Origin of the sequence: Sedimentitalea todarodis, from assembly GCF_032595355.1 — a bacterium.
GTDB classification, from domain to species: Bacteria; Pseudomonadota; Alphaproteobacteria; order Rhodobacterales; family Rhodobacteraceae; genus Sedimentitalea; species Sedimentitalea todarodis.
This window is the reverse complement of the sequence record NZ_JASMWN010000002.1, coordinates 253,566-267,613: the sequence shown is the minus strand read 5'-3', so window position 1 is coordinate 267,613 and position 14,048 is coordinate 253,566. Positions and strand designations below refer to the sequence as shown.

The window sequence follows — 14,048 nt, the reverse complement described above, 5'->3', positions numbered from 1 at the left end:
GACGCAGGATTGCGCATCATTCCGGTGGCAGAATCGTTGCACGTCATGCTAGGTATAGGGGCATGGTGCAAACCAACCCCAATATCGGCGAAAAGCCTCCGGTGATCCGGCAACTTGACGAAGCGGCGATCAATCGCATCGCGGCCGGCGAAGTTGTCGAGCGCCCGGCCTCGGCGGTCAAGGAACTGGTCGAAAACGCGATTGATGCGGGTGCGTTGCGCATCGGGGTCGACATTGCCGATGGCGGCAAGACGCTGATCAGGGTGACGGATGATGGCTGTGGTATCGCGCCGGATGATCTGGAACTGGCGCTGTCGCGCCATGCCACCTCCAAGATCGATGGGTCCGACCTGCTGCATATCCATACCTTCGGGTTTCGCGGCGAGGCGCTGCCGTCTTTGGGGGCAGTGGGGCGGCTGACCATCACCAGCCGGGTGGCAGGCCTGGAGGCGGCCAGCATTCGTGTCGCGGGTGGCGACATGGGTGCGGTGCGGCCGGCAGCGCTGAATACCGGCACGGTCGTCGAGTTGCGTGACCTCTTTTATGCCACGCCCGCGCGGCTGAAATTCATGCGCACCGACCGGGCCGAGGCGCAGGCGATCACCGATGTCGTCAAACGTCTGGCGATGGCCGAGCCGTCTGTCGGGTTCACCCTGCGCGATGTGTCCGGCGGTGGTGACGCACGCACGGTGTTCCGCGCCGACCCGGAAACCGGCGATCTGTTTGACGCATTGCACGGGCGGCTGGCTCGCGTTCTGGGCCGTGAATTTGCCGAGAACGCCTTGCGGATTGATGCCACGCGCGAAGATATCCGCCTGTTTGGATACGCCGCCCTGCCAACCTATTCGCGCGGCGCGGCGGTGGCGCAGTATGTCTTTGTCAATGGCCGTCCGGTGCGCGACAAGATGCTTGGGGGCGCATTGCGCGCCGCCTATTTCGATTTCCTGAGCCGGGACCGGCATCCGGTTGCGGCGCTGTTTCTGGATTGCGATCCGACGCTGGTTGACGTGAACGTCCACCCGGCCAAATCCGAAGTCCGGTTTCGCGATGCAGGCATCCCGCGCGGGTTGATCGTGTCGGCGCTGCGCCATGCACTTGCCGAAGCGGGGCATCGCGCGTCGACCACCGTGGCGCACGCGACGCTGGGCGCCATGACGCCCGAGTCACCCGGCGCGCGCGTCTACCAGATGGACCGCCCGTCGATGGGCGCGCGCCACGCGGCCTATGCCGCGCAGGCACCGGGTTTTGCCGAGATGGCCGACAGTTTCAGCGGTCGTGTCGTCGACACCGTGCCCGAGACCGAACCAGAGGCCGAGGCCCTGCCACTCGGGGCTGCACGCGGGCAGGTGCACGAGAATTACATCATCGCCCAGACCGCCACGGGCATGGTCATTGTCGATCAACACGCTGCGCATGAGCGTCTGGTTTATGAAAAGCTCAAGGCGCAGATGGCGGAGAACGGCGTGGCGGCACAAGCGCTGCTGATCCCTGAGATTGTCGAACTGTCAGACGCGGACTGCGCCCGGTTGCTCGAGATGGCCGAGGATTTGGCGCGGCTTGGCTTGACCATCGAACCCTTTGGCGGTGGTGCCATCGCGGTTCGCGAAACCCCGGCAATACTGGGCACGGTCGATGCGGCTGCGATGATCCGCGATATTGTCGACGAACTCACCGATCTCGATACCAGCCAGACCGTACAGGCGCGGATCGAGGCAATCCTGTCGCGGGTGGCCTGCCACGGGTCGGTCCGGTCCGGCCGGCGGATGCGGGCCGAAGAGATGAACGCGCTCTTGCGCGAGATGGAGGCGACGCCGCATTCCGGGCAATGCAACCACGGGCGGCCGACCTACGTGGAATTGAAACTGACCGACATTGAGCGGCTGTTCGGCCGCACATGATACAGATCGGCGAATTCACCTACGCGCTGGATGACCCACAGGTTCTGGCCGTTCTTGGCGCGGCGGTGCTGATCCTGCTGGTGCTGATCCTGCTGGTGCTCGCGGTGCGCGCCTCGGCGCGGTCCGCGCGGATGGCAGAACCTCTGGCGCGGCAACTGGGTCTCCTCGGTCAGAGCGTGCAGCAACTGGGGCAGGGGCAAGAGCAGATGCGCGGCGGCTTGCAGCACGTGTCCGAAACCCAGGCCAATGCGCAGGTGCAGATGATCCAGACCGTCGAAAGCCGCCTGTCGGATGTGCAGCAACACATGAACGACCGTTTGGCGGACAACATGATGCGCCAGAATCGCGCGTTGACCGAGATGCAGGAGCGGATGAAGGAAACCCTGCACGGCACGTCCAAGCAGACCGCGACCTCGTTGACGCAGTTGCAGGAGCGGTTGGCAACCATCGACAAGGCGCAGGACAATATCACCAAGCTGTCGGGTGATGTACTGTCCCTGCAGGACATTCTCAGCAACAAGCAGACGCGCGGCGCATTTGGTGAAATCCAGCTCAACGATATCGTGTCCAAGGCGTTGCCCAAGGACAGCTATGACCTGCAAGCGACGCTGAGCAACGGAAAGCGCGCGGATTGCCTGGTCCGGTTGCCCAATCCGCCGGGGCCGATCGTCATCGACAGCAAGTTCCCTCTCGAAGCCTACGAGGCGCTGCGCGCGGCGGATACACCCGCCCAGGTGACAGAGGCAGGGCGGTTCATGCGCACGTCAGTGCGCACTCATATCAAGGCGATATCCGAACGCTACATCCTCGAGGGCGAGACGGCGGATGGCGCGCTGATGTTCCTGCCGTCCGAGGCTGTCTATGCGGAACTCCACGCGAATTTCCCGGAACTGGTGCGCGAGGGGTTTGCGGCGCGGGTGTGGATCGTCTCTCCGACCACCTGTATGGCGACGCTCAATACCATGCGCGCGATCCTCAAGGATGCGCGGATGCGCGAACAGGCGGGTGCCATCCGCAGGGAGTTGGGCCTGTTGCACAAGGATGTCGATCGGCTCGGCGAACGGGTCGGCAATCTCGACCGGCATTTCGGGCAGGCGGCCAAGGATATTTCCGATATCAAGATCAGCGCTGACAAGGCCGGACGCCGGGCGCAGAGGCTGGACAATTTCGATTTCGAAGAGATCGCGGCCGAGCCGGACAACGTTGTAAAGCTGGGTCAGCCCGAGGCCTGATCTGGCTGTGTTTCAAGCCTCTTCATCTTTGGGAAAATACTCCGGGGAGCCTGAGGGGCAGCGCCCCTCAGCCCCCTTGGCCGGACCTGTGCGGCAACAGCAGCGCATAGAGCGCCGCGTTGATCGGAGCGGGCACGTCGGAGTCCTGCGCCAGCCGTCGCACCGCCCCAGAGATCCACTCGATCTCCAGCGGCCGTCCCGCCTCGAGGTCAATCGCGGTCGAGGCGCGCATGTCGCGTGGCAGGTTCTGCACGATGGCCCATGTGTCGTCTTCGATGGTCGTCGGCAACGAGATGCCCCTGGCCCGCCCCAGAGCCGTCGTTTCCGCAACGACAGCGCGGAACAGATTACCCAGTGGCGGATTGTCCAGAATGTCGCCGATGATGCAGCGCGCGGCGGCGGTGATCCCGGACGCGCCCGAGAACATAATGAACTTCATCCAGAGATCGCGATCGACGTCATCGGTTGCAGGCGCCGATGACCCTGCCGCATTGATCGCGCTGCGCAGGGCATCAATGCGCGCCGACGGGCGGTTGTCACGCTCGGCAAAGACAAAGCGGTTGAAGGTGCCGACCTGATCGATGATGCCCGGTTCGGCGATGGTGGTTGAAACATGGGCAACCCCATTGGCAACACAGGCCTCGGGCAGAATGGCAAGCAAGCGGTTGGAGGCTTCGACGCCATTCAGGAACGGCACAACCACCGTATCCGGCCCGATCATCGGCAAACAGGCCTTTGCTGCGCTCTCCAGCGCGTCGCCCTTTACGCCAAAGATGACTGCATCAACCGGCCCGACCTGCTCCGGGATATCCGTCGCGACCCAGGGCGTCACAGTCACAGAATCATCGCCTTCATCCGGTCCATTCAATGTAAGGCCACGTTCGCGAATGGCCTCAAGATGCGCGCCGCGCGCTATTGTCGCGACCTGGTGTCCGGCCTGTGTCAGACGAACAGCCAGAAACCCACCGATCCCGCCGGTTGCCATAGTTGCGATTTTCATTTGGCCTCCGTTCTCACATGTGTTGCCGAGGCTAGGACAGCGGCTGAAAAAAGCCCAGAAAATATGCGTATACACACCACGTTCGGTGTCGATAGGAACGCCCTTGGCTGATCGCCTTATGCGGCGCATTTGTGCACGACCTCGCTGCAGGTGTGGATATTTGGCCACAGCCGCGTGGTGCGTTTGCGAATTACTACCGGTTGTGGAACTGTCACTTGAAATGCGTTAAGGTGATCTTAACTACGCATCAAACAGGTCGTTTCCGGGACGCGGAAATGAGCTGGTGCCTTGCGGCAATACACAATCGTTCCAATGGAGAAGTATGATGATCAAACGTACGACTACTGCTCTTCTTTTCGCTTCGGCCGCGACCGCAGCGCTGGCCACGGCACCGGCACAGGCGGGTGATTTCGCTGGCGGATACCTCGGTGTTCAACTGGGTTACGCCTACGGCGATTTCGACCTCGGCAGTGCTGTCGATACTCTCACCGATTTCGACAGTGACAGCGTCATCGGCGGTATCTCTGGCGGCTATCTCTGGGCCGTGGGCAATGGTTGGTATGTCGGACCGGAATTCCAGTACGACTGGGCCAACATCACGATCAACAACGCAGACACCAACCAATCCGCGACCTTCGACGGGATTGCCCGCCTGAACGTGATCGGTGGCTATGAATTGGGCAACGGCATGCTCTACGGCAGCCTCGGCTACGCCTATACCGACCTGAATGGTGTCGGCGACTTCTTTGACGGAAGCAGCGATGGCTACGCGATCGGTTTCGGGTATGACTGGTGGGTTGATGACAACTGGACAGTCGGTGCCGAGTACCTCTATCAGAGCTTTGACGGTATCGGATCCGGTGGTGGCGATGTCGACCTCAGCACGATCTACCTGAGAACATCCTACCGCTTCTAAGGCGCACTACGCCTGATTTTCCCAAGGTCGGCCCGCAATCATATGATTGCGGGCCGATTTCTGTTTGATAGGGCGTTGGGCGATATCAAGGCGCCGTCGAAGCGGGATTTCCTATTCAGTGATCAAGGTCAACGGCCGTGGCAGCCAGTTCAGATCGATGCGGCTTCCACCATTCCGGACTGTACCTGTTTGTCGGCTGCGGGCGCGAAGCTTGCGGGTTTGGCATGGCGCAGCCGCAGCGCGTTCGTCACCACGAACACCGACGACATCGCCATTGCTCCGGCGGCCAGAACGGGAGACAGCATCAGCCCGAACATGGGATAGAAAACCCCCGCTGCAACCGGGATCAACAGCACGTTGTACCCGAATGCCCAGAACAGGTTCTGGTGAATATTGCGCATGGTTTTCGACGAAATGTCAAAGGCATGGGCCACGCCGGTAAGATCGCCCGAGATCAACACCACATCTGCGGCCTCGATTGCGACATCGGTTCCGCTGCCGACGGCAATGCCCACGTCTGCCGATGCCAGGGCGGGGGCGTCGTTGATCCCGTCACCGACAAACGCCAGCTTGCCGCCTGCTCGCAATTCGGTGAGTGCGGCAACCTTTCCGTCCGGCAGAACTCCGGCGATAACGGTATCAATTCTCAACTCGTCCGCGATGGCCTGGGCAGTCGTCTGGTTGTCGCCCGAGATCATCGCGACCTTCAGCCCCATGTCATGAAAGGCCTTGATCGCCACGGGTGTGGTTGGCTTGATCGGATCCGACACGCCGATAACCGCCGCGGCACGGTCGTCAATGGCGGCATAGAGTGGCGTGCGTCCGCGCTGCGCCAGCGTCGCGCCCGTGTCCGCCAGATCGCCAAGCTCGATCCCGTGGCGGGCCATGAACTGGTCTGATCCGATCAGAACCCGGTGGCCGTCAACGCGCGCTTGCGCCCCCAACCCGGTGATCGATTCAAACTCCGTGGCTTCGCCTAACGACAGACCGGCCTCGGCCGCCGCGCGCGATACCGCATTGGCGATCGGGTGTTCCGAGAGGGCTTCGACGGTGGCAATCAAGCCAAGCACACGGTGCTTGTCGAACCCCTCGGCGGTGACAAGGTCGGTCATCGCGGGACGGCCTTGCGTCAGCGTCCCGGTCTTGTCGAGCGCGACCACGTTCACCTCTTGCAGCAGTTGCAAGGCGTCGCCCTTGCGAAAGAACACACCCAACTCTGCGGCGCGCCCGGTCCCCACCATGATCGAAGTCGGCGTCGCCAGACCCATCGCGCAGGGGCAAGCGATGATCAGCACCGAAACCCCGGCAACCAGCGCGTAAGGCAGCGCAGGGGCAGGACCAAAGGCGAGCCACAACAATATCGTGGCCACGGCGACCACCATCACCGCAGGCACGAACCATGTGGTGATGCGGTCAACCACACCCTGAATGGGCAGCTTCGCGGCCTGTGCCTGTTCGACCATCGCGATGATCCGGGCGAGCATGGTATCCGCCCCAACCCGCGCGGCGCGAAAGCGGAATGCCCCGGTGGAATTGATCGTGCCACCGATCACCGTGTCGTCGACAGCTTTGGGAACCGGGATCGGCTCACCGGTGATCATGCTCTCATTCACAAAGGAGGTGCCGGACAGCACCACACCATCCACTGCAACACGTTCGCCTGGGCGCACCTGAATGATATCCCCGACGGCGATCTCTTCGATTGGCAGGTCGACTGTCTGATCCGTTCTTTCGACACGGGCGACCCCGCTGCGCAGTTTGATCAGCCGGCGGATCGCGTCACCGGTGCGCCCTTTGGCGCGCGCCTCCAGATAGCGGCCCAAGAGGATGAGAACGACAATGACGGCGGCGGCCTCGAAATAGACATTGGCCGTTCCGGCGGGCAACAGGCCCGGCGCAAATGTTGCCACGACCGAGAACCCGTAGGCCGCAAGCGTCCCGATCGCCACAAGTGAATTCATGTCCGGCACGCGCCGCAGCAGGGCCGGAAGTCCTTTGGCAAAGAACTGAAACCCGGGGCCGAAGAGGACCGCCGTCGTGAGCAGGAACTGGAGAATATGGCTGTTCTGGGTGCCAATGGTCTGGGCAATCAGCTGGTGAATGCCCGGCACCAGGTGCGAGCCCATCTCAAGCAGAAAGACCGGCAGAGCCAGCAGCGCCGCAATCACCGTCATGCGCCTGAGCCGCGCGATGTCTTCGGACTTGTCTTGGGGGGCAGCATCAGGCGTCTTTGGCCGGGCCGGATAGCCCGCCTTGGTGACAACATCAGCGATCTGGATTGGCGAACCGATTGTCGTGTCAAAGTCGACTGTCGCGGTTTCCGTCGCCAGATTGACCGTGGCGGTGACCACTCCGGGTGCGGATTGCAATGCACGCTGCGCCCGGCCGACGCAAGACGCGCAAGACAGGCCGGACACCTGAAGCTGTATGGTTTGGTGCTGTGGCATCGGACCTACCCCCGTTTCCTACCAAGAGAATAGGTGGGGAGAGCACCGATTGAAAGATACGGGCCGAAAATGGGCTTGGCCAAGCGGCGGACTTACGGGCAGTCCGACCTGGCGGCCGCCCGCCGCTAGTTGAGCAAAGCCTCGATTTCCCGTTTGATCTTGCGGGAGGTGGGTTTGACGGTGGAACCCCATGTTGCAAGGACGCTTCCGTCTGGCGCGATCAGAACCTTGTTGAAATTCCACGTTGGTTCGAACCCGGACTCTTTCCGAACAGCCTTGTAAAAGGGATGCGCATTGGCGCCCTTAACGTTGCTGATATCGGTCATCGGGAGATCCAGATCGTAGTTCAGTTCGCAAAACTCCTTTACTTCGGAGGCTGTCGCGAGCTCTTGGTTGAAATCGTCTGACGGCACGGCCAGCACGACCAGGCCCTGATCGCGGTACTGATCATAGAGGATTTGAAGGTCTGTGTACTGGCCGGTAAAACCGCATTGTGACGCTGTGTTCACGACAAGGACGGGCTGACCGCGCCAATCCTCGATGCTCAGCGAGCCTCCGTCGATGGATGAAAAAGTTCCGCTCACGCCACGCGCCATCCCGGCCTGGGCAATGACCGCGAACAATATTGCGAGAATCAGGTGTTTCATGTCGTCCTCCAAGCATGTGAAGACTACGTCGCAGGGGGCGTGTCAGATCAACAATAGCACGTCCGCGCGAGCGGGATGAAACAATCCTTTGCATTCCGCCGCGCCAGACCATTTATTGTTTCGAACCACAAGGCGGAGGACCAACATGCCGAATTATTCCAAAGACCCGGACCGTATCGCCGCGCTAAGCCCCGAGGAGTTTCACGTCACCCAGGAGAGCGGAACCGAACGCCCCGGCACCGGCGCGCTGCTACACAACAAGGAACCGGGAATTTATGTCGATATCGTGTCGGGCGAGCCGCTGTTTGCCTCGTCGGACAAGTATGAATCCGGTTGTGGCTGGCCCAGTTTTACCAAGGCGATCGAACCGGCGCTGATCAACGAAATCGAGGATCGCTCGCTGGGCATGATTCGCACCGAAGTACGCAGCAGCCATGGCGACAGCCACCTGGGCCACGTGTTTCCCGACGGGCCGCGTGACCGGGGCGGCATGCGATATTGCATCAATTCGGCCAGCCTTCGCTTCATCCATCGTGACGAGATGGAAGCCCAGGGGTATGGTACCTATCTGGATCAGGTGGAGGACGTGGCATGACCGAACGCGCAGTATTGGCTGGTGGATGTTTCTGGGGAATGCAGGATCTGATCCGCAGGAGACCCGGCGTCGTCGAGACCCGCGTGGGTTACACCGGCGGCGATGTGCCCAATGCGACCTATCGCAATCACGGGACGCATGCGGAAGGGATCGAGATCCACTTTGATCCGGCACAGATCAGCTATCGCGAGTTGCTGGAACTGTTCTTTCAGATCCATGACCCCACCACGCTCAACCAGCAGGGCAACGATCGCGGGTTGAGCTATCGGTCGGCGATCTACTATGTGGACGAGGCGCAGAGGCAGACTGCGATTGATACCATTGCCGATGTCGAAGCGTCCGGTCTCTGGCCGGGCAAGGTCGTGACCGAGGTGGAACCGGCGGGCGCATTCTGGGAGGCGGAGCCCGAGCATCAGGATTATCTGGAGCGCATTCCCAACGGCTATACTTGTCATTTCGTGCGCCCGGATTGGGTGTTGCCCAAGCGCGCCAAGGCGTCCTAGCCCGAGGCGTTTCGAGGCCGCCCGCTCGCTTCAACCGTCAGGGTCGCCTCGATAAAGACTTCCCGCGCCTCGGCGCGGGCGGTCTTGATGTCCCTCTCGACCGCGATCTGAAGCCCTGCGGCCCCGGCGGCAAGCGCGGCCTGTCTGGCAGTCGTGCGCAACACCTGTTCCAGCCGCGCCATCGCGTCGGAGGCGGCCGCGAAATCCTCCGGGCCGGTTTCCAGATGCACCCGAAACCTGCCTTCGCTGGGCGAGGTGACGGTGCCGCTGTGGCGCATCGTGATGCGACCAACGACCGCACCAATGGCATTTGCAACACCTGCATGGTGCGGCAGGATCATCCGGCAGTGCAGGCGGTCGCCGACCGCCGGATAATAGCTGGGCGCAGAGGCACCGAGACCGACAACATCCACATTCAGCGCTGCGTCCAGCGCCAGCAACCCGCGATGTCCTGCAAGTCCCTTTTTCAACAGGATATGCCGGGCCAGCAGGTCCGGCGGCAGGTCGAAATCCGACGTTTCCTCGGCAAAGGCGGTTTCCAGCAAGGTGAACACTGTCTGTTCAGTCAGTTGATCAACAATCATGCGCGCAAGGTCCGTGGCGGTCGCGGCGAGCATGTCACCCGACCCGGTCCTGCGCCGCGCCAAGAGCGTCAGTGCCTTGTCCGCGGCTGCACTGTCCCATGCGTTGAGCGTACCGAGCACATGGCTGGCATCCGATGGCGTGACCCCGGCGATCTGGACAAGACCGCGATCCACCAGCCGGCCCAATGCGCCGTTTTCCATCCGGCTGCGCAAGATCTGCCCCAGAGGTTGCACCCGATCACCGATCCGTTCCAGCAAGTCCGTTTCGCGGCGGGCCATTTCGCCCTTTGGCATCCCGAGCAGGGCACGTACGAACCTGCCGTCATGCTCGCCAGTGGTGACATTGCGCAGTTGCGCATCCAGTGCGGTGTGGACGACCTCCGGAGCCTCTTGCCCGATCAGCGATATGGGAACGACCCGGCGCGGGCCGAGGAAAACACCGCCTGCCAGTCCCTGGGCCTGCACATGGACCTGGCTGTCGCCGCCGAGCCCGGTGGTGCGCATCGCCACCGCTTCGACCATGGTGCGAAAGCTGCCGACGCGGGCACCATGCGGGTCAATCGCGGGTTTGCCATCGCGCAACACCGCGACATCCGTGGTCGTGCCTCCGATATCTGAAACCAATGCCTCGTCCGCACCGGTCAGCCAGCGTGCACCGACAATCGATGCGGCAGGCCCGCTGAGAATGGTCTCTATGGGGCGTTCGCGTGCCTGTTGAGCAGACATCAGCGCCCCGTCGCCCCGCACAACCATCATCGGAGCGTCAATTCCGAGGTCGGCCAGAACATCCTGCGCCTGCCCGATCAGGCGGTCGATCATTCCGATCAAACGCGCGTTCAAGACGGCCGTAACAGCGCGCTTGGGGCCGTTCAGCTTGGCCGACAAGTGATGCGAACAGGTGACCGGTGCGCCTGTGCGCCCGGTGATGATACGCGCCACCTCAAGCTCGTGCGCGGGATTGCGGGTCGCGAACTGCGAGGCAACCGCATAGCCGCTGACGCCGCTTGCGTGCGCATCTAGAAACGCCATAAGGCCGGGGATATCGAGCGGCGCCGCCTCGCCGCCGGCGTGGGTGTGACCGCCAGCCAGCGCCGCGACCGGATCGCCCTTGAGTGCATGACGCAGCCCATGCTGCTCCAGATCAGACGGGCGAAACCCGACAAACACCAAGGCCACGCGCTCGCCTTGCCCTTCAACCAACGCGTTGGTGGCGAGGGTCGTGGATAGCGACGCCAGCGAAATATCCGTTGGCTTCACGCCGGATTGTTCCAGCACGGCCCGAATCGCCGCGCCGATGCCGATCGCCAGATCGCTGCGCGTCGTCAGCGCCTTGGCGCTTGCGATCACGTCGGTCTCGTCCCGCAGCAGCACCGCATCGGTATAGGTGCCACCCGTATCCACCCCCAGCAGCACCGCCATCCGGGCCTCCTTTGAAACTCACGCCACCCGGTCTAGTGATTGTACCTGCCACGTCCAGCAAGAAGTGATCATGGGCCCAATTGCTGCGTTGCCCATCGTGCTGCATCTGCAACCGCGGGATCGGGATCATCGGCAAGCATCTGGGCCACGGCCCGCAAAGCGGGTTCGCCGGAGTTGCCGATCGCATAGAGCACATTTCGCACGAACCGATCCCGCCCGATCCGCTTGATCGGAGAACCCGAGAACATCGCGCGAAACTCCGCATCATCCAATACCGCAAGTTCGGCCAGACGGGGCGCCGTCAACTCGGGACGGGCCGCATAGCGGATGTCGCTCGCGGCAACGGCGAACTTGTTCCACGGGCAGACGGCCAGACAATCGTCGCAGCCATAGATGCGGTTGCCCATCAGGCTGCGAAGTTCTTCATCGACTGGGCCATGATGCTCTATGGTCAGATAGGAAATGCAGCGCCGGGCGTCCAACTGGTAAGGCGCTGGAAAGGCATCGGTCGGGCAGGCGTCAAGGCATGCGCGGCACGATCCGCAATGATCAATGTCCGGTTCGTCCGCAGGCAGATCGAGCGTTGTAAAGACAGACCCCAGAAACGCCCAGTTGCCCCAATCTCGGCTCACCAGGTTGGTGTGCTTGCCTTGCCAGCCCAATCCCGCAGCCTCTCCCAGTGCCTTTTCCGGCACCGGGGCGGTATCTACGAAAACCTTCACCTCGCCGCCGCTCTCTGCGATTAGCCAGCGAGCCAGCCGTTTCAGGCGTTTCTTGACCATGTCGTGATAGTCGCGATTGCGGGCATAGACCGAGATCGCGCCCCGGTCGGGCTGGCCGATCACCGCCATCGGGTCCTCATCCGGCGTATAGCTTTCCGCCAGCATGATCACGGATTGCGCCTCGGGCCACAGCGCCGCCGGATTGCCGCGCCAGTGCATGCGGTCCGCCATCCAGCCCATTTGCCCATGATAGCCCGCCTCGACAAAGCGCGCCAATCGTCCCGGCACCTCCGGCACGTCCCAGGGACGGCAAACCCGGCAGGATACAAAGCCCTCGGCCAGCGCCTGTGCGACCAACTTGTCTTTGAGCGAAGTCATGGCGCATTTCCGGTGACAGGCATTGTTGACCGCCGGTGCGGCGCGCCGGCAGGGGCAAGCGGCCCCCGCTTTCCCGCCGGTTCAGAAATCCAGATCGGCATAATGCGGCGGCGGCCGGAACCCGGAAACCTGATCAACGAGGATTGATCGAAACGCCGGGCGCGACTTGATCTTGGCGTACCAATCCTTGACCACGGAGGACCGGTTCCAGTCGACGTCGGATATGTAGTCCAGTGATGACAGGTGCGCAGCCGCCGCGAAATCCGCGAGCGTCATCACGTCTCCGGCCAGCCAGCGGCGATGATCCAGAAGCCAGGTCATGTAGTCCAGGTGATACTTGATCGCGCGTGCGCCATCTTTAACGTTGCGGCTGTCAGGATACCCCTGACCGGTGACCTTCTTGTTGATCCGCTCATACAGCAGTTTTGCCGTTACTTCGTGGTGAAACTTGTCGTCAAACCACCCAACGAGGCGGCGAACCTCATAGCGGTCCTCCGGCGTCTTCGGCAACAGCGACGGATCGGGGCGGGTTTCCTCGAGGTATTCGCAAATCGCGGCGCTTTCGGCCATCATGCGGCCGTCCAGCTTCAACACCGGCACCTTGGCGGCAGGGTTGCGGCGCAGAAAGTCTGCGTCTCCCTCCCAATAACGTTCTTCGACCAGCTCAACCTCAATTTTCTTTTCGGCCAGCGACAGACGGACTTTGCGGCAGAACGGGGACAGAGGAACGTGAAACAGGCGGGCCATGAGAATCCAAGCGATGAACTGGGGTTTTCACTTCAATGCCCCGCCGCGTCGGGATTTTCAATCCTCGAAACAGCCCGCGCGCCCATCTGCGCGGATGGTGGCCGCACCGTCAACGATCTGAGCCGCGCGTTTGCGCACTCTGGCCGATGGTTTGCCCGCAGAGCGGGTTTTGGGAGAGGGCAAAACCGCCGCCAGACGTGCGGATTGTGTCGCGCTCAGCCTTGCAGAGGACACGCCAAAATAGTGCCCCGCCGCCGCGCCAACCCCAAACACGCCTTCATCCAGCTCGGCCACGTTCAGATAGACTTCAAGAATGCGCTTCTTGGACCAGACCGCTTCCACCACCGGGGTGATTCCCGCTTCCAGCGCCTTGCGCAGCCAGCTGCGCCCTTGCCAGAGGAACACATTCTTGACCACTTGCTGCGAGATGGTCGAGCCGCCGCGCTGATTGCCCTCGGAGATCGCGGCCCGAATCGCGGTCACGTCAAACCCCCAATGCAGACAGAAATTCGCGTCTTCGGCAGCCACGGCGGAACGGGCCATGACAGGGGCGATGTCTTCAATCGACACCCAGTCCTGTTTGACGGGTTTGCCGAGCCTGCGCCCTTCGGACCACATGGTTTGGGTGGTTGGCGGGTTCACAAAGGAAAACAGAAGCACCAGCAGCAAACAAAGACCGACGACAACGAACAAACCACGTACCAACAGGAACCGCAAAAGCGCCATGGGGCGCGTGCGCACCTGTGCCAGCGCAGTCCGCAGACCACCCGCCTTCTTGCTCTTCGCCTTTTTCTTGCTCGCTGCCTTTGCCATGTGCGCAGCTATACCACTCCGGGCTGCGGGCAACAGCGTCCGGGTTGCATTTGCGAAAATTTGAGTGCCCTTGCGCAACAGCACCGGCTTGACATTATCGCCCGTGGGCGGCTGCATCGGGCGGCATGATTGGTGGGGTATCGAACG

General features: G+C 62.1%; 12 protein-coding genes. 5 read left to right on the top strand and 7 right to left on the bottom strand.

Annotation, left to right across the window (positions count from 1 at the left end; all coding sequences use genetic code 11):
• The first annotated feature begins 62 nt into the window (after positions 1 to 62).
• Together mutL and QO231_RS04025 are read left to right on the top strand one after the other, a co-directional pair.
• Positions 63 to 1,898 carry a DNA mismatch repair endonuclease MutL gene (gene mutL, locus QO231_RS04030; protein WP_316773562.1) on the top strand — a complete coding sequence of 612 codons (1,836 nt, stop codon included), beginning with the start codon at positions 63 to 65 and terminating at the stop codon, positions 1,896 to 1,898.
• Complete coding sequence (locus QO231_RS04025) at positions 1,895 to 3,130, top strand: DNA recombination protein RmuC (RefSeq protein WP_316773560.1); 1,236 nt, start codon at positions 1,895 to 1,897, stop codon at positions 3,128 to 3,130. The genes mutL and QO231_RS04025 overlap by 4 nt, the downstream gene beginning before the upstream one ends.
• Positions 3,131 to 3,197: 67 nt before the next feature.
• Here QO231_RS04025 and QO231_RS04020 read toward each other — a convergent pair whose 3' ends face one another.
• A complete protein-coding gene (locus QO231_RS04020) occupies positions 3,198 to 4,130 on the bottom strand; it encodes a ketopantoate reductase family protein (RefSeq protein ID WP_316773558.1) in 933 nt (310 codons plus the stop codon).
• Positions 4,131 to 4,455: 325 nt separating this feature from the next.
• Between QO231_RS04020 and QO231_RS04015 the strand changes: the two genes are divergently transcribed.
• Positions 4,456 to 5,046 carry an outer membrane protein gene (locus QO231_RS04015; protein ID WP_316773556.1) on the top strand — a complete coding sequence of 197 codons (591 nt, stop codon included), beginning with the start codon at positions 4,456 to 4,458 and terminating at the stop codon, positions 5,044 to 5,046.
• 149 nt (positions 5,047 to 5,195) lie between these two features.
• Here the strand turns inward: QO231_RS04015 and QO231_RS04010 are convergent, their stop codons facing one another.
• On the bottom strand, positions 5,196 to 7,493 hold the full coding sequence (locus tag QO231_RS04010) for a heavy metal translocating P-type ATPase (protein WP_316773554.1): 2,298 nt from the start codon (positions 7,491 to 7,493) through the stop codon (positions 5,196 to 5,198).
• A gap of 125 nt (positions 7,494 to 7,618) precedes the next feature.
• On the bottom strand, positions 7,619 to 8,140 hold the full coding sequence (locus QO231_RS04005) for a glutathione peroxidase (RefSeq protein ID WP_316773553.1): 522 nt from the start codon (positions 8,138 to 8,140) through the stop codon (positions 7,619 to 7,621).
• A 145-nt stretch (positions 8,141 to 8,285) separates the two neighbouring features.
• Between QO231_RS04005 and msrB the strand changes: the two genes are divergently transcribed.
• Both msrB and msrA read left to right on the top strand, forming a co-directional pair.
• Positions 8,286 to 8,735 carry a peptide-methionine (R)-S-oxide reductase MsrB gene (gene msrB / locus QO231_RS04000; RefSeq protein WP_316773552.1) on the top strand — a complete coding sequence of 150 codons (450 nt, stop codon included), beginning with the start codon at positions 8,286 to 8,288 and terminating at the stop codon, positions 8,733 to 8,735.
• Positions 8,732 to 9,238 carry a peptide-methionine (S)-S-oxide reductase MsrA gene (msrA, locus tag QO231_RS03995; RefSeq protein WP_316773551.1) on the top strand — a complete coding sequence of 169 codons (507 nt, stop codon included), beginning with the start codon at positions 8,732 to 8,734 and terminating at the stop codon, positions 9,236 to 9,238. Before msrB ends, msrA begins: the two co-directional genes overlap by 4 nt.
• On the opposite strand, the gene QO231_RS03990 is transcribed toward msrA, so the two are convergent.
• The 4 genes from QO231_RS03990 to mtgA form a co-directional block, all read right to left on the bottom strand.
• Positions 9,235 to 11,241: a hydantoinase/oxoprolinase family protein gene (locus QO231_RS03990; protein ID WP_316773549.1), complete on the bottom strand. Its 2,007-nt coding sequence runs from the start codon at positions 11,239 to 11,241 to the stop codon at positions 9,235 to 9,237. The genes msrA and QO231_RS03990 overlap by 4 nt on opposite strands.
• 68 nt (positions 11,242 to 11,309) lie before the next feature.
• Positions 11,310 to 12,341, bottom strand: coding sequence for a tRNA epoxyqueuosine(34) reductase QueG (gene queG / locus QO231_RS03985; RefSeq protein WP_316773548.1), 1,032 nt, complete (start codon positions 12,339 to 12,341; stop codon positions 11,310 to 11,312).
• Positions 12,342 to 12,422: 81 nt separating this feature from the next.
• Entirely contained in the window at positions 12,423 to 13,088 is a 666-nt protein-coding gene (gene fzlA, locus QO231_RS03980; RefSeq protein ID WP_316773547.1) for an FtsZ-binding protein FzlA, read from the bottom strand.
• Between the two features lie 57 nt (positions 13,089 to 13,145).
• Positions 13,146 to 13,901, bottom strand: coding sequence for a monofunctional biosynthetic peptidoglycan transglycosylase (gene mtgA / locus QO231_RS03975; protein WP_316773546.1), 756 nt, complete (start codon positions 13,899 to 13,901; stop codon positions 13,146 to 13,148).
• Positions 13,902 to 14,048 lie beyond the last annotated feature (147 nt).

Bases quoted from the DNA above. Each gene is read 5' to 3' on its own strand.
- msrB (WP_316773552.1), top strand. From the start codon at position 8,286: ATGCCGAATTATTCCAAAGACCCGGACCGTATCGCCGCGCTAAGCCCC.
- QO231_RS04020 (WP_316773558.1), bottom strand. From the start codon at position 4,130: ATGAAAATCGCAACTATGGCAACCGGCGGGATCGGTGGGTTTCTGGCT.
- QO231_RS04015 (WP_316773556.1), top strand. From the start codon at position 4,456: ATGATCAAACGTACGACTACTGCTCTTCTTTTCGCTTCGGCCGCGACC.
- msrA (WP_316773551.1), top strand. From the start codon at position 8,732: ATGACCGAACGCGCAGTATTGGCTGGTGGATGTTTCTGGGGAATGCAG.
- mutL (WP_316773562.1), top strand. From the start codon at position 63: ATGGTGCAAACCAACCCCAATATCGGCGAAAAGCCTCCGGTGATCCGG.
- QO231_RS04005 (WP_316773553.1), bottom strand. From the start codon at position 8,140: ATGAAACACCTGATTCTCGCAATATTGTTCGCGGTCATTGCCCAGGCC.
- QO231_RS04025 (WP_316773560.1), top strand. From the start codon at position 1,895: ATGATACAGATCGGCGAATTCACCTACGCGCTGGATGACCCACAGGTT.
- QO231_RS04010 (WP_316773554.1), bottom strand. From the start codon at position 7,493: ATGCCACAGCACCAAACCATACAGCTTCAGGTGTCCGGCCTGTCTTGC.
- mtgA (WP_316773546.1), bottom strand. From the start codon at position 13,901: ATGGCAAAGGCAGCGAGCAAGAAAAAGGCGAAGAGCAAGAAGGCGGGT.
- queG (WP_316773548.1), bottom strand. From the start codon at position 12,341: ATGACTTCGCTCAAAGACAAGTTGGTCGCACAGGCGCTGGCCGAGGGC.
- fzlA (WP_316773547.1), bottom strand. From the start codon at position 13,088: ATGGCCCGCCTGTTTCACGTTCCTCTGTCCCCGTTCTGCCGCAAAGTC.
- QO231_RS03990 (WP_316773549.1), bottom strand. From the start codon at position 11,241: ATGGCGGTGCTGCTGGGGGTGGATACGGGTGGCACCTATACCGATGCG.